Raw genomic sequence first — 18,958 nt, 5'->3', positions numbered from 1 at the left:
CTTCGATGCGCATGAAACGCTCTGCGCGCACTTTCATCACGGTGTAGAGCCAAAGACGCAGCGTGCTCAGTTCCATATCGTCAGCTCCGCGGGAGTGGGGTTGTACGCGTTGCACGGATTGTTCAGTTGCGGGCAGTTCGAGATCAGCACGATTACGTCCATTTCCGCGCGCACTTCGACGTATTTGCCCGGCGCGGAAATGCCGTCCTCGAATGTGAGGCCGCCCTCGGATGTGACGGGCACGTTCATGAAGAAATTGATGTTGGCGGCGATGTCGGTTTTCGACAGACGGCCGTCGTGCGCGCAGGCACGCAGGTAGTTGTCGCGGCAGCTGTGCATGTAGCGCTTTTCCAGCGCATAGCGCACGGTGTTGCTCTCCTGCGCGCACGCGCCGCCGAGCGTGTCGTGACGCCCGCACGTATCGGCGACGATCGTCAGCATCGGATTGCCGAGGTTCGAATAGAGCACGGTGCCCGTCGTCAGATAGAGGCTTTGCTGGCGGCGCAGCGTGCGTTGCGCGTCGTAGCGCTCGCGCGGATCGGCGAGGCTGTAGAACAGCGTGTCGATCGCCTGATTGCCTTCTACGTCGCGAATGCGCAGCGTCTGGCCGGCTTTCAGTTCCTTGAGCCACGGCTCGCCCGCAGGCAAGGTCTCGCGAAAGATCGCGTCGGCGGGATCGAGCGTGCTGGTCGTGAGGATGGATGTCGTCATGGCGCGCGTTCCGCTCAGAGAAAAAATCGTTCGGTGTTGATGAAGCCGCGTGCGTTTTCATCGCACGACGTGCGGCAGATTTCCGCGACTTGAGGATCAGCGGCGCGCAGCGTGAGCTTGACGGGCTTCGGCGCATATTCCGGGTTCGGGTCGAGCGGATGCTGGATCGCCGTCAGCACGACGAGCGTGTTCATCGGCGCATACAGTTCGATGTAGTCGCCCGTTTTCGAATTGCCTTCGACGAAGCTGAGCGCGCCCGCATCGGTCACATCGACGCGGCTGAACAGATTCAGCGTCATCAGCAGATCCGAAATACCGAGTCCCCACTTGCCGAGTTCGACGAGCAGATTGTCGGTGCCGTTGCGATAGAACGCGTTGCGCAGTTCCTGATAGCGGCCTTGCCCGTACTTCTCGAACACTTCGGCTGCATTCGATATGCCGGCCAGACTGTCATGCCAGCCACACGTATCCGCGACGATCGCGGCGAGCACACGGCCCATGTCGGAATAGAGGCAATGGCCTTTGGTGAGCCTGGCTGTGTGCTGGCACTTGAGCGTGTCGGGCAGATTCAGGCGCTCGCTTTTTTCGGCCGCGTTGAAGAGCAGCATCGCGACGTTCGCGCCGCCGCGCGGATCGGTGATACGCAGCAACTGGCCGCGCTTGACGATCAGCGACGCATGTCCGCCGCCAGGCACGGTTTCTTCGAGCAATGTTTCGTTCATATTTTTGTCCTTTCGATCATGCGGGTACAGCGAGCAGCGGCGGAATCGTCATCGCCGCATGCGTTTCGCGCACGCCGTTGCGTTCGAGGGGAATGTCGTAGGTGATGCGCGCGCCGTACGCCTGCGGCGCTTGCGGATCGACGCGCACCTTGTCGAATACGAGCACGCGGCTGCCGAGCGTGAAGCCTTCTTTCAGGTCGTGCGTAACCATGAAGACCGTCAGCTTCGCTTCGCGCCACAGCCCGATCAGCAGTTCGTGCATGTCGCGGCGAATGCCCGGATCGAGCGCGCCGAACGGTTCGTCGAGCAGCAGCACGCGCGGCTTCATCACCAGCGCCTGCGCAAGCGCGAGACGTTGCTGCATGCCGCCCGACAGTTGATGCGGATACTTGTCGAGCGAATCGGCGAGGCCGACACGCGCGAGCATTGCAACGGCTTCATCGCGAGCGAGGCGGCGGCGCGCGCCGAACAGACGGCCCGTGAGCGGCGCATGCGGCAATTCGAGGCCGAGCATCACGTTGCGCAGCACGGTGAGATGCGGAAACACCGAATAACGCTGAAACACCACGCCGCGATGCGGGTCCGGCTCCGGCGGCAAGGGCTCGCCGTCGAGCAGGATGGCGCCGCGTGTCGGACGTTCCTGGCCGAGCAGCAGGCGCAGGAAAGTCGACTTGCCGCAGCCCGACGCACCGACCATCGAGCAGAACTCGCCTTCCGCGATGCGCAGATTGAGCCGCTCCAGCACGACCTGATCGCCGTACTGCTTCCACAGGTTGCGGATCTCGATCATGCGCGGCCTCCGTTGTACCAGGGGAAAGCCCATTGCGTGAGGCGGCGCAGCGCTTCGTCGATCAACCACGCGAGCAGCGTGATCCACGCGACGTAAGGCAGGATCACATCCATCGCGAGATAGCGGCGCACGAGAAAGATGCGATAGCCGAGGCCATCCGTCGACGCAATCGCCTCCGCTGCGATCAGGAACAGCCACGCCGACGTCAGCGCGAGACGCAGTGCAATCAACAGACGCGGCAGCAGTTGCGGCACGATCACCCGCAGAATCAGCGTCCAGCTCGATGCGCCGAGCGTTTGCGCCTTGATCCACAGTTCCTCGGGAATCTCGCGCGTGCGCTGCTGCAGATCGCGGATCATCATCGGCGTGATGCCGATCACGATCAGCACGACTTTCGAGAGCTCATCGAGTCCGAACACGATGAAGAGAATCGGCAGCACCGCGAGCGGCGGGATCATCGATATCACCGTGATGAACGGCGATAGCGTCGTGCCGGCGAGCGGAATGCTGCCCGTCACGATGCCGAACACGAGCGCGATCGCCGCGCTCGCGATCAGCCCGATGCCGAGCCGCCGCATGCTCGACACCGTGTCGTCCCACATCATGTATTCGCCCGTGCGCTTGTCCTCGGTGAACGCGTATTCGTGCAGCGCGTCCTTCATCTGCGTGGCGGACGGCAACAGCTTGTCGTCGGGATTGGCCTGCAGCCGCAGCGACGAGCCGGTGAGGTACACCGCGATCAGCACGATGAAGGGCAGCAGCAACAGCATGAGACTGCCGGTGCGGCCAGGATGTCGGTTGATGAGCCGCATGGGCCTCTCCTTCAGAACCAAGCCGCGATTACAGCTTGCCTTGCGCGGCCATCCGCACGTACGTCGGATCGAAACGCAGCTTCAGGTTGCTTTTGCTGCCGACCACCACGTTGTTGTCGAATGCCATGCCCACTGCGCCCGCGTTCGGCGCGCCCTTGCCGAGCAGGCCGTGATCGAACGAGAACTGCGCCACGCGCGTCATGATCTTCGGCATGTTCGGGCTGGTGGCGAAATCGAGTGCCTGTTGCGGCGTGTAGAAGAGCGCCGTGGTGGAGAGTTGCGCCTTGTAGCCGGCGAGATCGGTGCCCGAGGCTTTGGCCATCGACGTGAGCGCGGCCTCGGTGTCCGGCGACGTGCCGTGCATCGTCTGCATGATTTCGAACCATGCGCCCGTCAACGCCTTGCCGAGCGCCGGGTTGTCATGCAGCGTCTTCGTGTTGACGACCATCATGTCCATGATCTCGCCCGGAATGCGGCTCGAATCGAACACTTCGGTGACGTTCGGCTTCGCCTTCAGATCCGCGAGCATCGGGTTCCACGTGACGGCGTTGTGCACGGTGGGCGTCGCGAACGCGCCGGAGATATCGGCGTCGGACGTATTGACGGTCTTGATATCGCGCTCGCTCATGCCTGCCGACTCGAGCGCGCGCGCGAGCAGATAGTGCGAGACGGAGAGTTCGACCAGATTGACGGGCTGGCCCTTCAGGTCCGCGACCTTCTTGCCCGCGCCCTTGATGAGCACGCCGTCGTTACCGTTCGAATAGTCGCTGACGATCAAGGCCGTGCTGTCCACGCCGCCCGTTGCGGGGATGGTCAGCGCGTCCATGTTGGTCATCGCGCAGCCGTCGAATTTGCCGGCCGTGTACTGGTTGATCGATTCGATGTAGTCGTTCAGTTGCACGACATCGACGTTGATGCCGTACTTCTTCGCCCACTTGGACATGATGCCTTGCGTCTTCGCATAGCCCCATGGCATCCAGCCGGCGTAGATGGTCCAGCAGACCTTGAAGTCCTTACGGGCTTGAGCGAATGAGGGTGTGGAAAAGCACAGGGAGAGAGCGACGGCAGCGGCGAAAAATCGGAGCTTGCGCATGAGGTTGACCTCGCAGGGACGGTTATCGACGGCAGGAGCGGCGCGACGCATCGCGTTCTCTCCCGGGCTTTTATCCCGCCGTGTAACCTCATCGAGGTCGACAACTCTCGGACCAGCGTCGCGCACCGAATGCTTGTGTTTGCATCGATGCGGACCGGAACCCTAGTCGTCCATTTGCCAGATTGTGACTGCTAAACCGGATGCTGCACCGGCTCCTGCACATGACTAAGCGATAAGCATGCCACTGCCGTCTTTACTGGGTTTCGGCGCTTTTCGCATACGCTTCGTGCACAAGGTTGAAGCGTGATCGCGATCCGCATGCGCGTGTTCGCACCAGTCAGGTGCTTCGCACGCGAGTCATTTGCCTAGTCGTTCCGACAGCGCATAGCGGCGCATGCAGCGCTCCATGCTGTCGAGAAACGCGTGATCCGCCGCATTCATCTTGCGGTCGCGATGCCACAGCAGATGCACGTCGACATCGACGAGTCCTTCTTCGGGCGGCAGGCGCCACAGGCGCTGCTGTGCGATGTCATCGCGCACGATGTGCTCGGGCAGGCAGCCGATGCCGAAGCCCGCGAAGATCAACCGCCGCACTTCATCGAGCGATGGCGACGACGCGACGATGCGCCCCGTAAAACCCTTCTGGTCGCGAAACACGGTGAGGGGCGAGAGGCTGTCGCCGATCTGGTCGCTCGTGAACGACACGAAGTTTTCGGCGAGCAGGTCTTCCATCGTCAAGGGCGACTTGCCGTACAGCCGGTGATGACGCCCGCAGAAAATCGCATAGCGTTGCCGCAGGAAGCAGCGCATTTCCAGCTTGTCGTGCGGCGAGCGGCACAGGCCGAGGCCCGCAGTCGCCGTCTTTTGCAGCAGCGACGAGATGATGTCGGACGAACGCATCACTTCGATCTGCAAGTCGATGCGCGGATACGCGCGATGAAAGTCCGCGAGAAACTCGTCGTACACGGGCGACTCGATGCGGCTGATGGTCAACAGGCGAATCGAGCCGCTGATGTCCTCGGTGCGGTCGTCGATCTCGGTTTCGAGCCGCGAGATGTTGCCGTAGATATCGCTGGCGATGCGATAGACCTCTTCGCCCGCTTGAGTCGGCGCGAAGTACGGGCCGCGCCGTTCGATCAGCTTGCGCTCCAGCGTTTCCTCGAGCCGCCGCAACGCCTGGCTCACGGCCGGTTGCGTGACGTGCAGGCGCGCGGCGGCGCGGCTCAGGCTGCGCTCCTGCATGATGACGAGGTAGGTGCGCAACAGATTCCAGTCGAGCCGGTCGTTCAGAAAACGGGCGATGTCGGGGCGCATCGAAGGCAACTATAAGTTGAATTTATGTGGTGAATAATAACTCGAAATTTGACTAATGTTTTCTGGCCGCCGATAAATGACACATGCCGTGGCGCGCGCCTGCTCCGAGAGAAGAGCGGCACATCGATTCCAACACCGCGCGCAATGCCACGGGTTCAACCCACGTCAGACGTGCATCAGGAGCCAGCATGACCCAAACCATCAGTACCGCCCGTCAGCCGGGGCGCGCCGCGACGGCCGCGTTCATCGGCACGATGATCGAGTGGTACGACTTCTATATCTACGCGACGGCCGCCGCGCTCGTATTCGGCGAGCTGTACTTTCCGTCGAATGACCGCTTCGTCAGCACGATGGCGTCGTTTGCGACCTTCGCGGTGGGCTTTTTCGCGCGGCCTTTGGGCGGCATCGTGTTCGGCCATCTCGGCGACCGCATCGGCCGCAAAAAAGCGCTGATGACCACGCTGATGATGATGGGCGTCGCGACCGTGTGTGTTGGCCTGCTGCCTGACTATTCGAAGGTCGGCATGCTCGCGCCTGTGCTGCTCGTGCTGCTGCGCGTGGTGCAGGGCATTGCCGTCGGCGGCGAGTGGGGCGGCGCAGTGCTGATGGCGGGCGAACATGCGCCGCAAGGGCGCCGCACGTTCTTCGCGTCGTTTGCGCAGTTGGGCAGTCCGGCGGGGCTGATTCTGTCGCTGATCGCGTTTCGCGCGGTGACGTCGATGGACAAGGCGGACTTCATGTCGTGGGGCTGGCGTCTGCCGTTTCTTGCGAGCTCCGTGCTGCTGATCGTCGGTATCGTGATCCGTCTCGGCGTGAATGAATCGCCGGAATTCCAGCGTGTGAAAGAATCGAACCGCACGGCGAAGCTGCCGATTGCCGAAGTATTCAGCTCGGCATGGGGTCTCGTGCTGCTGTGCATCGGTGCGAACACGATCGGCATTGCGGGCGTGTACTTCACCAACACGTTCATGATCGCGTACACGACGCAGTACGTCGGCGTGACGCGCTCGCTGATTCTCGACTGCCTGTTCGCCGTCGCGATCATCCAGTTTCTGTCGCAGCCGCTCGCTGCATGGACGGCCGAACGCATCGGCAGCGCGCGCTTCCTGAAGATCGCCGCCTTGCTCGCGATGATCTCGCCGTATCCGATGTTCGTGCTCGTGCAAAGCGGCTCGGTCGTGCCGATGGTGATCGGCATCGCGATCGCCGTGGTCTGCATGGCGAGCTTCTACTCGGTGATCGCGGGCTTCGTCAGCGGCATTTTCCCGACGCGCGTGCGCTACTCGGGCATCTCGCTCGCGTATCAGGTGTGCGGCGCGGTGGCGGGCGGTCTCACGCCGCTCGTCGGCACGTGGCTCGCGCATCGCTATACGGGCCAATGGTGGCCGCTCGCCGTGTTCTATACGTGCCTCGCGGGCATCTCGCTGGTGTGCATCGTCGCGCTCGACGCACGTCGCGCGTCGCATGCCGAGCAGGCTGAAGCTGTCGGCGCGCATTGAACCGAATTCATGTTGAACGACCCGGAAGACTCATGAAAGACCTGTTGCAAATCGACGGCGCACGCCTTTGGCGAAGCCTGATGGAGATGGCGAAAATCGGCGCGACGCCGAAGGGCGGCGTGCGGCGTCTCGCGCTCACCGATGAAGACGTGCGTGGCCGCGATCTGTTCGCTACGTGGTGCCGCGACGCAGGCATGACGGTGAGTGTCGATGAAATCGGCAATCTGTTTGCACGCCGTGAAGGTACGCGGGACGACGCAGCGCCTGTGCTGATCGGCAGCCATCTCGACACGCAGCCCGAAGGCGGGCGCTTCGACGGCGTCTACGGCGTGCTCGCCGCGCTCGAACTGGTGCGCGCGCTGAACGACGCGAACATCGTGACGGAGAAGCCGATCGAAATCGTGTCGTGGACCAACGAGGAAGGGGCGCGCTTCACGCCTGCGATGCTCGGCTCGGCGGTGTTTACGGGCATCACGTCGCTCGACGAAGCGCTTGCGAAGAAAGACGCGGACGACATCACGCTCGCGGATGCGTTGACGCAGAGCGGCTATCGCGGCGCGCGCGCCGTCAACGGCCAGGCCGTCGATGCATATTTCGAAGCGCATATCGAACAGGGCCCCGTGCTCGAAGCGAACGGCACGACGATCGGCGTGGTGACGGGCGGCCAGGCGATCCGCTGGCTCGACGTCACCGTGACGGGCATGGCCGCGCACGCGGGCACGACGCCGATGCCGTATCGCAAGGATGCTTACTTCGCGAGTGCGCAGATGGCGGCGGAGCTGGAACGTATCGTCGCGAGCTATGCGCCGCGCGGACTCGTGACGATCGGGCAGATCGGCATCAGGAACGCTTCGCGCAACACGATTGCAGGTGAAGTGTCCTTCACCGTCGATCTGCGTCATCACGAAGACAGCCAAGTCGATGCGATGGAGCGCGATCTGCGCGACGCATTCGAGCGCGTCGCTCAAGCGCGCGGCGTGACGCTCCGCGTCGAAACGTATTGGCGCAGCCCCGCGACGCCGTTCGATAGCGAATGCGTTGCGCTGGTGGCGAACGCAGTTGAAGCACTCGGCTATTCGAACGAGCGCATCGTCAGCGGCGCGGGTCACGATGCCATTCATCTCGCGCGCTATTGCCCGACGGCGATGGTGTTCATTCCGTGCGTCGACGGCTTGTCGCACAACGAAGCCGAAGACGCACTGCCCGACGACGTTACGCGCGGCGCCAACGTGCTGCTCAATGCGGTGCTCGCGCGCGCGGGCGTGATGGCAACAGCGGACGAGCAATAAGAAAGGACCTGCAATGAAGACTTTTTTCCATCCCGAACAGCTGCTGCATCATCCGCGCAGCTATCTGTCGCGTGGGCAGATGCGTGAGCCGCAGGAAGTGCCAGAGCGTGCAGCCCGGCTCGTGGCCGCGGCGAAATCGCTGGACTTCGATGTCGTCGAACCGGCGGACCACGGCACGGCCGCCATCGCCGCCGTGCACGACATGAACTATCTGCGCTTTCTCGAAGAAGCGCATCGCGACTGGAAAAAGATGCCCGACGATTGGGGCGACGAAGTGATGTCGAACATCTACGTGCGCGATCCGAATCCGTTACGCGGCGTGCTCGCGAAGGCAGCGCGCTATCTCGCCGATGGCAGTTGCCCCGTTGGCGCGAATACATATCGTGCCGCGTACTGGTCGGCGCAGAGCGCGTTGGCGGCGGCATCGGCTGTCAATGACGGCGCGCGCGAAACGTATGCGCTGTGCAGGCCGCCAGGCCATCACGCACGCGTCGATGCTGCGGGCGGCTTCTGCTATCTGAACAACGCGGCGATTGCTGCGCAGTCGTTGCGCAGCCGCTTCAAACGCGTCGCGATTCTCGACACCGACATGCATCACGGCCAGGGCGTGCAGGAGATTTTCTACGGACGCGACGACGTGCTGTACATCTCCATTCACGGCGATCCGACCAACTTTTATCCCGTGGTCGCGGGTTATGAAGAAGAGCGCGGCGCGGGTGAGGGCGACGGCTTCAACGTCAATCTGCCGATGCCGCACGGTTCGTCGGAAGCGGTGTTCTTCGACAAGCTCGACGACGCGCTGCGCGTGTTGAAGCGCTTCGAACCGGATGCGCTGGTGCTTGCGTTGGGCTTCGATATCTACAAGGACGATCCGCAATCGCAGGTTGCTGTGACGACGGAAGGTTTCGGGCGGCTCGGCGAAGCCATCGGCTCGTTAAAGCTGCCCTCCGTGATCGTGCAGGAAGGCGGCTACCACCTGGAGAGCCTCGAAGCGAATGCGCGCGCGTTCTTCGGCGGTTTCATGGAGAAGCGCGGCGGGTAAGCGCTGATATTCACGCTCCACATAGAAACGGCCTCGCAGCGATGTGAGGCCGTTTTTGTTTCGTCGACGCGGAAGGGGCAACGCCAGTTGCGCAAATAAAAACGGGCGTCCACTGGACGCCCGTCGAATGCTTGCAGTTGACGCTGTTTAGCCCGGCATACGCGGCGAAGCAGTCGGCGCGCGGTTGTTCGAAGCGACACCCGTGTCCGTCGGCAGCGCGGAGCCTTGTGCTTGCGCAACGAGGTTCTCCGTGGCTGGACCGATCGCGTCGGTGAAGGTCTTCGGACGCACGCCGATCGCCAGCACCAGCACGGCCATCGCGCCGAGCAGCACGAACTCGCGGCGGCCCAGATCGCGCAGGCTCGACACGCGCGTGTTCTTGATCGCACCGAACATCACGCGCTTGTACATCCACAGCGTGTACGCGGCGCTCAGGATCAGCGTCAGCGCAGCCGTCGCGCCAACCCAGAAGTTGAAGCGGATCGCGCCCATCAGCACCAGAAACTCGCCGACGAAACCCGACGTGCCAGGCAGGCCGACGTTCGCCATCGAGAACAGCATCGCGAACGTAGCGAGCTTGGGCATCGAGTTGGCGACGCCGCCGTAGGCGTCGATCGAGCCGTTCTTCGTGCGGTCGAACAGCATGCCCGTGCACAGCAGCATTGCGCCGGAGACGATGCCGTACGACAGCATCTGCACCACGGCGCCTTCCGTGCCCATGCGGTCGAACGTGAACAGGCCGAGCGTGACGAGGCCCATGTGGGCGACGGCGGAGTAGGCGAGCAGCTTGCGCATGTCGGTCTGCGCGAGCGCGAGCAGGCTGCCGTAGATCACCGCGACGAGCGACAGCGCGATCATCGCGGGGGCGAAGAAGTGGCAGGCGTCCGGGACGATGGGCAGCGCGAAGCGCAGCAGGCCGTAGCCGCCCATCTTCAGCATGCCGAGCAGCACGGCGGCGCCCGTCGGGCCGTCCGAGTGGACGTCGGGCAGCCAGGTGTGCACGGGCCACATCGGCACCTTCACCGAGAAGGCCGCGATGAAGCCGATGAACACCATGATCTGCGGCAGGAAATCGAGCTTCAGCGTGCGCCACGTGGCGATGTCGAACGTGTGCGAGTGCGCCCAGAGGTAGATCAGCGCGGCGAGCATCGCCAGCGAGCCGACGAGCGAAAAGAAGAAGAAACGCACCGCTGCGTACACACGGCGCTTTTCGCCCCACGTGCCGATCAGCAGATACAGCGGGATCAGCGACGCTTCGAAGAACACGAAGAACAGCATGCCGTCGAGCGACGTGAACACGCCTTGCATGCAGCCCGACAGCAGCAGGAACGCGCCGTAGTACTGGGCGACGCGCGTGGTGATCGATTCCCACGACGCGATCACGATGATCAGCGTCGTCACGGCCGTCAGCACGGTGAACCACAGCGAAATGCCGTCGACACCGAGGTGGTACGAGATGCCGAACTCGGGCAGCCATGCGGTCTGCTGCTCGAACTGCATCGTCGCCAGCGACGAATCGAAACCCGCTACCAGCGGAATGACGGGCAGGATGCTGACGGCTGCGCCGATCAGCGCAAGCCAGCGCGTGCGGCTCTGCGCGCTGTCGGAGCCACCGAGCAGCACGACGATGCCGGCGACGATGGGGACCCAGATCAGGAGGTCGAGGACTGATGGGAGGTGCATTTGCTCTTTGATGAAACGCCTGAACGCGAATAGCAGGCCCTCGCCCGTGGGGCGAAGGATCAAAAAACCTTACATGGACATTTCGACGGACGGCCCCGAAGGGCGCAGGACGATGCGCAGACTTTGCGCACGCGCGTAAGCAAAACGCATGACGGTCAGGGTTAACGAGGATAACTCAAAATAATAATGTTGCGCTGCCACAAGTGTGATTTTTATTTATTGCGAAAGTCGGCATTGACATTGATGGGTGGTCCTGCGCAGGCGAAATGCGCTGCACAAAAAAGCGGCAGTGGAAGCGCTTCCACAGGGTTGGCGCGACCTTTTGCCTACCGGGGTTGCCCTGGATTTGCGCGATAGTTGTTCGCTGTACGCTTAAGTCGCGAGGAGACGAACCCATGAACACGAGAAAAGTTTTCCATATCGCCGTGATCGCCGTGTTGGCCTATCTGGTCGCGGACCGCGCGTTACTGCACGCGCAGGCGAAAGAAGCCAGTACGTTTGCATGTTCGCAAGGTGCCGAACAGGTGAAGCTGGATGCGCTGGGCAGAGGGTTTGGCGACGCCGCCGCGAGCAGTCAGGGCGAAGCGTTCAGGTCGGGATGTCTCGTGACGGGACGTGGCCGTCCGATGGAGATGCTGGCGCGCAACTGAAGTCAAACCGGGCGCCGGTCAAGCAGGGGAGGGGTGCCGCGCCGGCTGCACGATGAGGCATGTGCAACCGGCACGGGAGACGTGCACGCTAACGCAAGTTAGCGCGACATCATGTTCATGCTGACGTTATGCATGACCCACAGCGTACCGCCGATCACGATAACAGCCGTCAGCACCGTGAACGCAAACGCGGTCACGTTCCAGCGCTGACCCGACGACGTGTTCATGTGCAGGAAAAACACCAGGTGCACGATGATCTGCACGAGGCCGAGACCGGCGATCGCGTAGAGCGCCTGCGTGCCCGTAGCCCAGCCTGCCAGCACCACGCCGAATGCCGCTGCCGTCAGGACGACGGACAGCACGAACCCGATCATGTAGCTGCCGAAGCTGCCGTGGCTTTCGTCACCGTGCGCCGAATGTGATGAGTGAGAATGGCTGCTCATTTAGATCACGCTCGCAAGATAGACAAACGAAAAAACACCGATCCACACGATGTCCAGGAAGTGCCAGAAGAGGCTCAGGCACGTCAGACGGCGCAGTTCGCGCTCGCCCAGAGCGGGCGCGCGCACGACCTGAATCATCATCACCAGCATCCACACCAGACCCGACGTGACGTGCAGGCCGTGCGTGCCGACCAGCGTGAAGAACGCCGACAGGAACGCGCTGCGGTCAGGACCTGCGCCTTCTGCGATCAGGTGCGAGAACTCGCGGATTTCCAGCACGACGAACGACGCGCCCAGCACGAACGTCACGGCCAGCCAGAACAACGTGCTGCCCTTGTTGTTCTTGTGCGCGCCGAGCATCGCGAAACCGTACGTGATACTCGAGAACAGCAGGATCGCCGTTTCGATCGCCACGCCCTGGATCTCGAACAGATCCTTGCCGCTCGGACCGCCGGCGAACTGATGGCTCATCACTGCAAACGTCGCGAACAGCGCCGCGAACAGAATGCAGTCGGTCATCAGGTACAGCCAGAAGCCGAACACCGAATTGGACGGAGCGTGTTCCGCGTCGTGATGATGCGGGTCCGCAACAATAGCTTTTTGTAGCATCAGGCAATCTCCTCAGCTTCGGGCAGTTGCTTGGCGATCGCCGCGCCCGAACCAGCACCGTTACGTTCTTCCATCAGTCGAACGGTTTCGGCGGGGATGTAGTAATCGGTGTCGTTATCGAAGCTGCGTGCGATCCACGTACCGATCGCGCCGATGAAGGCAGCGATAGCCAGCCACCAGATGTGCCACGTCAACGCGAAGCCCAGCGCCAGGCTGAACACGCCGATGAAGAAACCAGCGCTCGTGTTCGACGGCATGTGAATGTCGCGGTACACAGGCTTCTCGACATTGCCGCGCGCCTTCATGTCGTGGAATGCATCCAGCTCATGCACGACGGGGACGGTGGCGAAGTTGTAGATCTGCGGCGGCGAGGTTGTCGCCCATTCGAGCGTACGGCCATTCCACGGGTCGCCCGTCAGGTCGCGGTTTTCCGGCTTGTTGCGGTCGCGGATCGAGACGACGAGTTGCAGCAGCTGGCAAGCGATACCGATTGCGACCAGCACGGCGCCGAGTTCGGCGACGAGCAGCCACGGATGCCATGCCGGGTTGTCGTAGTGGTTCAGACGACGCGTCATGCCCATGAAGCCGAGCACGTACAGCGGCGTGAACGCAACCCAGAAGCCGATCTGCCAGAACCAGAATGCAGCCTTGCCGAGCTTCTCGTTCAGCTTGAAGCCGAAGGCCTTCGGGAACCAGTAGTTCATGCCCGCGAGGTAACCGAACAGCACGCCGCCGATGATCACGTTGTGGAAGTGAGCAATCAGGAACAGCGAGTTGTGCAGCACGAAGTCCGCGCCCGGGATCGCCATCATCACGCCCGTCATACCGCCGATCGTGAACGTGATCATGAAGCCGATCGTCCACAGCACAGGCGTCGTGAACTCGATGCGGCCCTTGTACATCGTGAACAGCCAGTTGAACACCTTCACGCCCGTCGGGATGGCGATGACCATCGTCGCAATGCCGAAGAACGCGTTGACGTCGGCGCCCGAACCCATCGTGAAGAAGTGGTGCAGCCACACGAGGAACGACAGCACCATGATCGCGCAGGTCGCGTAGACCATCGTCTTGTAGCCGAACAGCGGCTTGCGTGCGAACGTCGAGATGACTTCCGAGAAGATACCGAACGCCGGCAGGATCAGGATGTAGACCTCAGGGTGGCCCCATGCCCAGATCAGGTTCAGGTACAGCATGGCGTTGCCGCCGCCGTCATTCGTGAAGAAGTGCATGCCGAGGTAACGGTCCAGGCCGAGCAGCGCGAGCGTGACGGTCAGGATCGGGAACGCGGCCATGATCAGCACGTTCGTGCACAGAGCTGTCCACGTGAACACGGGCATCTTCATCAGCGTCATGCCAGGCGCGCGCATCTTGATGATCGTGACGAAGAAGTTCACGCCCGTCAGCAAGGTGCCGATACCGGAAAGCTGCAATGACCACAGGTAGTAGTCGACCCCGACACCCGGACTGAACTGCAGCTCCGACAGCGGCGGATAGGCGAGCCAACCCGTTTGCGCGAATTCGCCGATCAGCAGCGAGATGTTGATCAGGATCGCGCTGATCGCTGTCATCCAGAAGCTCAACGAATTGAGGAACGGGAACGCGACGTCGCGTGCGCCGATCTGCAGCGGCACGACCAGGTTCATCAGGCCGACCATGAAGGCCATCGCCATGAAGAAGATCATGATGACGCCGTGCGCCGTGAAGACCTGATCGTAGTGATGCGGCGGCAGATAGCCGGGCGAGTGATACGCGAGCGCGAGCTGCGTACGCATCATGATCGCGTCGGCAAAGCCGCGCAGCAGCATGATCATGGCTACGACGATGTACATCACGCCGAGCTTCTTGTGGTCGACCGACGTCAGCCACTCGGTCCACAGGTAACGCCACTTGCCGAAATACGTGATCGCGCCGAGCACAGCCAGCGCGCCGAAAATCATCCCGATACCGGCGACGACGATGATCGGCTCGTGATACGGAATGTCTTCCAGGGTTAATTTACCGAACATGCTTACCCCTTGGTCCCGTTAGGTGCACAGTTCACGTCCTTCATGTTGTCGATGACGTGACCGTTGTTGTAGCGGGCAACAATGTTGTTGAAGAGCTTGGGATCGACCGACGAGAAGTACGACACAGACGCCTTCTCTTCCGGCTTCGCCACTGCGTAGTAGCGGTCCATCGAGAGGTGATCCGTCGATGCGCGTGCTTTCGCGACCCATGCGTCGAAGTCTTGCTGCGACTCTGCGAGCGTGCGGAACTTCATGTCCGAGAAGCCCTTGCCGCTGAAGTTGGCCGAGGTGCCGGCGTAATCGCCCGGTTCTTCAGCCAACAGATGCAGACGCGTCTGCATGCCTGCCATCGCGTAGATCTGGCCGCCCAGTTGCGGGATGAAGAACGAGTTCATCACCGTGTCCGACGTGATGCGGAAATTCACCGGGGTGCCCACGGGAATCGCCAGCTGGTTCACGGACGCGATGCCGAGATCGGGATAGATGAACAGCCACTTCCAGTCGAGCGCAACGACTTCGACGTTGATCGGCTTCACGTTCGATTCGAGCGGCTTGTACGGGTCGAGCTCATGCGTGCTCTTCCACGTCAGGACGGCGAGGAACAGAATGATCAGTGCGGGGATCGTCCAGACGGCGACTTCGATTGCCGTCGAATGCGACCAGTTCGGACGGTATTCGGCGGACTTGTTCGATGCGCGATAGCGCCATGCGAACAGCAGCGTCAGGAAGATGACGGGAACCACGACGATCAGCATCGCCCACGTCGAGGTCGCGATCAGCGACTTCTCGGCGGCACCGATGGGACCTTTCGGCGCGAGCAGATCAAGGTTGTTGCACCCCGAAAGCAGGAGGGCTGGGGCAATTGAGACGAGACCGGCTAGCCGGCCCGCGATTTTTTTCGTCATCGCGGCCCTCTACAAAAACAAACGAACGAACGCATGCATTTCCTTGCTCCTTTTATAAGCGCTCGCATAATACGAAAGACACGTGTTGCAGTACAGCACTTTGATGCGAACGAACTATTGCGCAATCAGGGGTGAGACATAGTGTCGCAATGCCGCATGTGAGGCGCGTTTGTGGCGCGCCGACGGTCGGAAAGACTGGTTTGAAAGGTAATCGTAGGGATTTGTCGGGCATGCCGATGCATTTGCTGCGGCACACCAAAGAACTGCGGAGGACGGGATGGACGATAAATTCGACCTTCGGCGCTTCGTCGATGCTCAGGCACCTATTTATGGGCAGGCGCTAGCGGAATTGCGCAACGGGCGCAAGCAAAGCCACTGGATGTGGTACGTGTTTCCCCAGTTTCAGGGCCTCGGAACGAGCCAAATGGCACAAAAATTTGCCATTAATTCATTGCCCGAAGCTGTCGCGTATTTGCAACATCCGGTGCTCGGTCCCCGTTTAATCGAGATCACGCGCGCCGTCAACGAAGTCGAGGGTCGGTCGATCGAGACCATCTTCGGCTACCCGGACCACCTGAAGTTCCATTCGTCGATGACGCTGTTTTCGAAAGCCGCGCCCGACGAGGCCGTGTTCACCGACGCGCTTGCCAGATACTTCGACGGCAAGCCGGACGAGCGGACGCTGGAACGCCTCTGAGCGCCGCGCAAAGCGCGCCAGCGCGCACACTGCGCCGCGTTCCACTGGCCCCGATAAGCGATTCTTAAGGATCGCGCGGCCAGAATGGCCCGTTGCGAAGCCCGCCAGAGGCTTTGCGCTGACCAGACGGGGCTTCATATGATTGCGATCTACGCAGCGTTAAAAACGGCCGGTCTGCGCCCGACTACGAGCCGGGCATCCGTGCTGAGGCTTTTCCACGAGCTCCCGAACGAGCACTTCACCGCCGATCAGGTGTACCGCAAGCTGTCGCGCGAGCCGGAGCCTTGCAGTCTCGCGAGCGTGTACCGCGCGCTCTCGCAGTTGCATGAGGCGGACCTCATCTCGAGCGCGACGTTAGGCGATGCGCGCATCATCTATGAACTCAATCGCGGCCAGCGCCACTACCACCTCGTCTGCAACCGCTGCGGGCGCATTCAGGACGCGTACGATCCGGGCCTCGAACAGCAGCAGGCAAAGATCGCCGCCGATCAGCACTTTCACTACGTGACGTCGAGCCTGGTGATCTTCGGCCGATGCGAAGCCTGCGAAGGCTTGCCCGCTGCGACGCCCAAGCGCTTCGGCGCGAGTGGCTGAACGCTTTCCCGGCGAAGGCGGCGTCAAGGCGCGCTAAGCTACGGGTTCGGAGAATGGAGGCGATCGACGGAGAGAATGCGCGATGCGTTTGCTGCTGGTGGAAGATGACGACATGATTGGCGAGCCCGTCGTGGATACGATGCGCGGCGCGGGCTATGCAATCGATTGGGCGCATGACGGGCGCGAAGCGGAGTTGTCGCTGGCCCACGACGTCTACGATCTGGTGCTGCTCGATCTCGGCCTGCCGAAGGCAGATGGCATCGACGTGCTCAACCGCTACCGGCGGCGCGGCGGCACCGCGCCCGTGATGATTCTCACCGCGCGCGACGCCGTCGAGAGCCGCATTGCGGGGCTCGACGCGGGTGCCGACGACTATCTCGTCAAACCCTTCGATCTCGACGAACTCGCAGCGCGCGTGCGCGCGTTGCTGCGGCGGCGCACGGGGCACGCCCATCCCGAGTACGTACACGGCGATCTGACCTTGAACCCGGCTGCGCACGAAGCGACGCTGAAGGGCGAATCCTTGTCGCTGGTGCCGCGCGAATTCAGCCTGCTGCAGGCGTTGATCGAAGAGCCGACGCGCGTCTTCACGCGTTCCGAACTCGAAGACAAGTTGTACGGCTGGGGCGAGGAAGTGGGCAGCAACACGATCGAAGTGCATGTGCATAGCCTGCGGCGCAAGATCGGCGCCGACCAGATCGTGACGGTTCGCGGCGTCGGTTATCGGCTCAAGCGCGCCGTATGACGTCGATCCGGCGCTGGTTGCTTGGCTGGCTGATTGCCGGCCTCGCGCTCGCGGCGTTGACCGCGGCGTACGGCATCTTCTATACGGCGCGGGTCGAAGCGACCGAACTATTCGACTACGAATTGCGCACGGTGGCGCTCTCCGTGCCCGCGACGGTCGGCAGCAGCAACGCGCTCGCGCGACGCACGCCGGATTTCGGGGGCCTTGCCGACGATCGCCTGTTCATCGAAGTGTGGGACGACGTGGGCCAGAGCGTGTACAAGTCGCTCGATGGCATCGACGTGCCGCGCTATCCGCCCGGCCTGCGCACGGTCGAGCGCGACGAGTATCACTGGCGCGTCTTCGGCGTACAGGAAGGCAACCGTTTCGTTCAGGTCGCGCAACCCGTCTCTGTGCGTGAAGATCTGGCGCGGCATCTCGCGTTGCGCACGCTGTGGCCGCTCGCGTTGTTCCTTCCCGTCATCGTGCTGATCGTGCTGTTCGTGGTCGGCCGCGGTCTTGCGCCGATCGGCAGCATCTCGCGCGCGCTGGCAACCCGTTCGTTCGATTCGCTCGATCCGTTGCGGCTCGACGGACGCATGCCCGTCGAACTGAAGCCGCTCGTCGATGCGCTCAACGACCTGCTGCACCGCCTGAACGTCGCCTCGCAATCGCAACGTACCTTTGTCGCCGACGCCGCGCACGAGCTGCGCTCGCCGCTTGCCGCATTGAAGCTGCAATTGCAGGCGGCGGAGCGCGACGGCTCGCTGGTCGGCAGCAAGCAGACTTTCGAGCGCATCGAAGGGCGCCTGAACCGGCTGATCCATCTCGTGCATCAACTGCTGACGATGGCGCGCGAAGACGCGCAACGCAGCGCGCATGTCGAGCCGGTGAGCCTGCGCCGTCTGTGCGAGCGCGCTGTCGGTGACTTTTCGATGCTCGCCGAGGCGAGGCAGATAGACCTCGGCCTGGAGTTCAACCCTTCTCGCGATGCCGACGACGCCTACAAGGTCAGCGCCGAGCCCGCGGGCATCGAGGTGCTGCTCAACAATCTGATCGACAACGCGATCCGCTATACGCCGCGCGGCGGCAAGGTGGATGTGATCCTGAAGCACGACGGCGATCGCATCGGACTATGCGTGTCGGACAGCGGGCCCGGCATTCCGGACGCGGAGCGCGAGCGCGTGTTCGACCGCTTCTATCGCAGCGCGGGCAACAAGGAACATGGCAGCGGGCTGGGCCTCGCGATTGCGCTGAAAATCGCGCAACGCCATCAGGCGACGCTCAGCATCGACAACAACGAAAACGGTACGGGACTGCGCGTGACGCTGTCGGGATTGCGCGCGGAATAGCGGCTGTTGAGACGGCGCACGCG

The 18,958-nt window shown here is 62.3% G+C and carries 19 protein-coding genes and 1 riboswitch; of the genes, 8 read left to right on the top strand and 11 right to left on the bottom strand.

Features of this window, described 5'->3' with window-relative positions:
* Window positions 1-66: 66 nt before the first annotated feature.
* The 6 genes from PPGU16_RS23615 to PPGU16_RS23590 all read right to left on the bottom strand — a co-directional run bounded on the left by PPGU16_RS23615 (window position 67) and on the right by PPGU16_RS23590 (window position 5,442).
* Window positions 67-711: an urea amidolyase associated protein UAAP2 gene (locus PPGU16_RS23615; RefSeq protein WP_035999893.1), complete on the bottom strand. Its 645-nt coding sequence runs from the start codon at window positions 709-711 to the stop codon at window positions 67-69.
* Window positions 712-725: 14 nt separating this feature from the next.
* Window positions 726-1,433 carry an urea amidolyase associated protein UAAP1 gene (locus tag PPGU16_RS23610; RefSeq protein WP_180722831.1) on the bottom strand — a complete coding sequence of 236 codons (708 nt, stop codon included), beginning with the start codon at window positions 1,431-1,433 and terminating at the stop codon, window positions 726-728.
* Between the two features lie 16 nt (window positions 1,434-1,449).
* Window positions 1,450-2,223, bottom strand: coding sequence for an ABC transporter ATP-binding protein (locus PPGU16_RS23605; protein WP_180722830.1), 774 nt, complete (start codon window positions 2,221-2,223; stop codon window positions 1,450-1,452).
* Complete coding sequence (locus tag PPGU16_RS23600) at window positions 2,220-3,035, bottom strand: ABC transporter permease (protein ID WP_180722829.1); 816 nt, start codon at window positions 3,033-3,035, stop codon at window positions 2,220-2,222. Before PPGU16_RS23600 ends, PPGU16_RS23605 begins: the two co-directional genes overlap by 4 nt.
* A 28-nt stretch (window positions 3,036-3,063) precedes the next feature.
* The gene (locus PPGU16_RS23595; RefSeq protein ID WP_180722828.1) at window positions 3,064-4,128 is read right to left on the bottom strand and encodes a putative urea ABC transporter substrate-binding protein; all 1,065 of its coding nucleotides are present in this window, start codon (window positions 4,126-4,128) and stop codon (window positions 3,064-3,066) included.
* A 57-nt stretch (window positions 4,129-4,185) separates the two neighbouring features.
* Window positions 4,186-4,305, bottom strand: a riboswitch (guanidine-I (ykkC/yxkD leader).
* Window positions 4,306-4,485: 180 nt separating this feature from the next.
* Window positions 4,486-5,442, bottom strand: coding sequence for a LysR family transcriptional regulator (locus PPGU16_RS23590; protein ID WP_180722827.1), 957 nt, complete (start codon window positions 5,440-5,442; stop codon window positions 4,486-4,488).
* A gap of 188 nt (window positions 5,443-5,630) precedes the next feature.
* Between PPGU16_RS23590 and PPGU16_RS23585 the strand changes: the two genes are divergently transcribed.
* Genes PPGU16_RS23585 through PPGU16_RS23575 form a run of 3 tightly spaced genes read left to right on the top strand, consistent with a single transcriptional unit; the run spans window position 5,631 to window position 9,272 of the window.
* Window positions 5,631-6,941, top strand: coding sequence for an MFS transporter (locus PPGU16_RS23585; protein ID WP_180722826.1), 1,311 nt, complete (start codon window positions 5,631-5,633; stop codon window positions 6,939-6,941).
* Between the two features lie 32 nt (window positions 6,942-6,973).
* Window positions 6,974-8,230, top strand: coding sequence for a Zn-dependent hydrolase (locus tag PPGU16_RS23580; RefSeq protein WP_180722825.1), 1,257 nt, complete (start codon window positions 6,974-6,976; stop codon window positions 8,228-8,230).
* A 13-nt stretch (window positions 8,231-8,243) separates the two neighbouring features.
* Window positions 8,244-9,272 carry a histone deacetylase family protein gene (locus PPGU16_RS23575; RefSeq protein ID WP_180722824.1) on the top strand — a complete coding sequence of 343 codons (1,029 nt, stop codon included), beginning with the start codon at window positions 8,244-8,246 and terminating at the stop codon, window positions 9,270-9,272.
* 147 nt (window positions 9,273-9,419) lie between these two features.
* On the opposite strand, the gene PPGU16_RS23570 is transcribed toward PPGU16_RS23575, so the two are convergent.
* Complete coding sequence (locus tag PPGU16_RS23570; protein ID WP_180722823.1) at window positions 9,420-10,955, bottom strand: complex I subunit 4 family protein; 1,536 nt, start codon at window positions 10,953-10,955, stop codon at window positions 9,420-9,422.
* Between the two features lie 395 nt (window positions 10,956-11,350).
* Here PPGU16_RS23570 and PPGU16_RS23565 point away from each other — a divergent pair, with 395 nt between their 5' ends.
* Complete coding sequence (locus PPGU16_RS23565) at window positions 11,351-11,605, top strand: hypothetical protein (protein ID WP_180722822.1); 255 nt, start codon at window positions 11,351-11,353, stop codon at window positions 11,603-11,605.
* 98 nt (window positions 11,606-11,703) lie between these two features.
* On the opposite strand, the gene cyoD is transcribed toward PPGU16_RS23565, so the two are convergent.
* From cyoD to cyoA, 4 genes are read right to left on the bottom strand one after another with little or no spacing between them, the layout of a single operon-like run.
* Window positions 11,704-12,048: a cytochrome o ubiquinol oxidase subunit IV gene (gene cyoD / locus PPGU16_RS23560; RefSeq protein WP_180722821.1), complete on the bottom strand. Its 345-nt coding sequence runs from the start codon at window positions 12,046-12,048 to the stop codon at window positions 11,704-11,706.
* Window positions 12,049-12,657: a cytochrome o ubiquinol oxidase subunit III gene (gene cyoC / locus PPGU16_RS23555; protein ID WP_180722820.1), complete on the bottom strand. Its 609-nt coding sequence runs from the start codon at window positions 12,655-12,657 to the stop codon at window positions 12,049-12,051. It abuts the gene before it with no gap.
* A complete protein-coding gene (gene cyoB, locus PPGU16_RS23550) occupies window positions 12,657-14,663 on the bottom strand; it encodes a cytochrome o ubiquinol oxidase subunit I (RefSeq protein WP_180722819.1) in 2,007 nt (668 codons plus the stop codon). The genes cyoC and cyoB overlap by 1 nt, the downstream gene beginning before the upstream one ends.
* A gap of 2 nt (window positions 14,664-14,665) precedes the next feature.
* The gene (gene cyoA / locus PPGU16_RS23545) at window positions 14,666-15,568 is read right to left on the bottom strand and encodes a ubiquinol oxidase subunit II (RefSeq protein WP_180722818.1); all 903 of its coding nucleotides are present in this window, start codon (window positions 15,566-15,568) and stop codon (window positions 14,666-14,668) included.
* Window positions 15,569-15,845: 277 nt separating this feature from the next.
* Here cyoA and PPGU16_RS23540 point away from each other — a divergent pair, with 277 nt between their 5' ends.
* The 4 genes from PPGU16_RS23540 to PPGU16_RS23525 all read left to right on the top strand — a co-directional run bounded on the left by PPGU16_RS23540 (window position 15,846) and on the right by PPGU16_RS23525 (window position 18,935).
* Complete coding sequence (locus PPGU16_RS23540) at window positions 15,846-16,265, top strand: DUF1810 domain-containing protein (RefSeq protein ID WP_180722817.1); 420 nt, start codon at window positions 15,846-15,848, stop codon at window positions 16,263-16,265.
* Between the two features lie 138 nt (window positions 16,266-16,403).
* Window positions 16,404-16,859: a Fur family transcriptional regulator gene (locus PPGU16_RS23535; RefSeq protein WP_180722816.1), complete on the top strand. Its 456-nt coding sequence runs from the start codon at window positions 16,404-16,406 to the stop codon at window positions 16,857-16,859.
* 82 nt (window positions 16,860-16,941) lie between these two features.
* Window positions 16,942-17,604 carry a response regulator gene (locus tag PPGU16_RS23530; RefSeq protein WP_180722815.1) on the top strand — a complete coding sequence of 221 codons (663 nt, stop codon included), beginning with the start codon at window positions 16,942-16,944 and terminating at the stop codon, window positions 17,602-17,604.
* Complete coding sequence (locus tag PPGU16_RS23525) at window positions 17,601-18,935, top strand: sensor histidine kinase (protein ID WP_180722814.1); 1,335 nt, start codon at window positions 17,601-17,603, stop codon at window positions 18,933-18,935. The genes PPGU16_RS23530 and PPGU16_RS23525 overlap by 4 nt, the downstream gene beginning before the upstream one ends.
* Window positions 18,936-18,958 lie beyond the last annotated feature (23 nt).

It is taken from the genome of Paraburkholderia largidicola, from assembly GCF_013426895.1.
Lineage (GTDB): Bacteria > Pseudomonadota > Gammaproteobacteria > Burkholderiales > Burkholderiaceae > Paraburkholderia > Paraburkholderia largidicola.
Note: the sequence above shows the minus strand (reverse complement) of the source record. Positions and strands in the feature narration are given on the sequence as shown.

What these genes read in the sequence shown, in the direction of transcription:
- PPGU16_RS23540 (WP_180722817.1), top strand. Translation starts at nt 15,846, where the DNA reads ATGGACGATAAATTCGACCTTCGGCGCTTCGTCGATGCTCAGGCACCT.
- PPGU16_RS23615 (WP_035999893.1), bottom strand. Translation starts at nt 711, where the DNA reads ATGACGACATCCATCCTCACGACCAGCACGCTCGATCCCGCCGACGCG.
- PPGU16_RS23525 (WP_180722814.1), top strand. Translation starts at nt 17,601, where the DNA reads ATGACGTCGATCCGGCGCTGGTTGCTTGGCTGGCTGATTGCCGGCCTC.
- PPGU16_RS23565 (WP_180722822.1), top strand. Translation starts at nt 11,351, where the DNA reads ATGAACACGAGAAAAGTTTTCCATATCGCCGTGATCGCCGTGTTGGCC.
- PPGU16_RS23600 (WP_180722829.1), bottom strand. Translation starts at nt 3,035, where the DNA reads ATGCGGCTCATCAACCGACATCCTGGCCGCACCGGCAGTCTCATGCTG.
- PPGU16_RS23580 (WP_180722825.1), top strand. Translation starts at nt 6,974, where the DNA reads ATGAAAGACCTGTTGCAAATCGACGGCGCACGCCTTTGGCGAAGCCTG.
- PPGU16_RS23570 (WP_180722823.1), bottom strand. Translation starts at nt 10,955, where the DNA reads ATGCACCTCCCATCAGTCCTCGACCTCCTGATCTGGGTCCCCATCGTC.
- PPGU16_RS23535 (WP_180722816.1), top strand. Translation starts at nt 16,404, where the DNA reads ATGATTGCGATCTACGCAGCGTTAAAAACGGCCGGTCTGCGCCCGACT.
- PPGU16_RS23595 (WP_180722828.1), bottom strand. Translation starts at nt 4,128, where the DNA reads ATGCGCAAGCTCCGATTTTTCGCCGCTGCCGTCGCTCTCTCCCTGTGC.
- PPGU16_RS23610 (WP_180722831.1), bottom strand. Translation starts at nt 1,433, where the DNA reads ATGAACGAAACATTGCTCGAAGAAACCGTGCCTGGCGGCGGACATGCG.
- cyoA (WP_180722818.1), bottom strand. Translation starts at nt 15,568, where the DNA reads ATGACGAAAAAAATCGCGGGCCGGCTAGCCGGTCTCGTCTCAATTGCC.
- cyoB (WP_180722819.1), bottom strand. Translation starts at nt 14,663, where the DNA reads ATGTTCGGTAAATTAACCCTGGAAGACATTCCGTATCACGAGCCGATC.
- PPGU16_RS23575 (WP_180722824.1), top strand. Translation starts at nt 8,244, where the DNA reads ATGAAGACTTTTTTCCATCCCGAACAGCTGCTGCATCATCCGCGCAGC.
- PPGU16_RS23590 (WP_180722827.1), bottom strand. Translation starts at nt 5,442, where the DNA reads ATGCGCCCCGACATCGCCCGTTTTCTGAACGACCGGCTCGACTGGAAT.
- PPGU16_RS23605 (WP_180722830.1), bottom strand. Translation starts at nt 2,223, where the DNA reads ATGATCGAGATCCGCAACCTGTGGAAGCAGTACGGCGATCAGGTCGTG.
- cyoC (WP_180722820.1), bottom strand. Translation starts at nt 12,657, where the DNA reads ATGCTACAAAAAGCTATTGTTGCGGACCCGCATCATCACGACGCGGAA.
- cyoD (WP_180722821.1), bottom strand. Translation starts at nt 12,048, where the DNA reads ATGAGCAGCCATTCTCACTCATCACATTCGGCGCACGGTGACGAAAGC.
- PPGU16_RS23585 (WP_180722826.1), top strand. Translation starts at nt 5,631, where the DNA reads ATGACCCAAACCATCAGTACCGCCCGTCAGCCGGGGCGCGCCGCGACG.
- PPGU16_RS23530 (WP_180722815.1), top strand. Translation starts at nt 16,942, where the DNA reads ATGCGTTTGCTGCTGGTGGAAGATGACGACATGATTGGCGAGCCCGTC.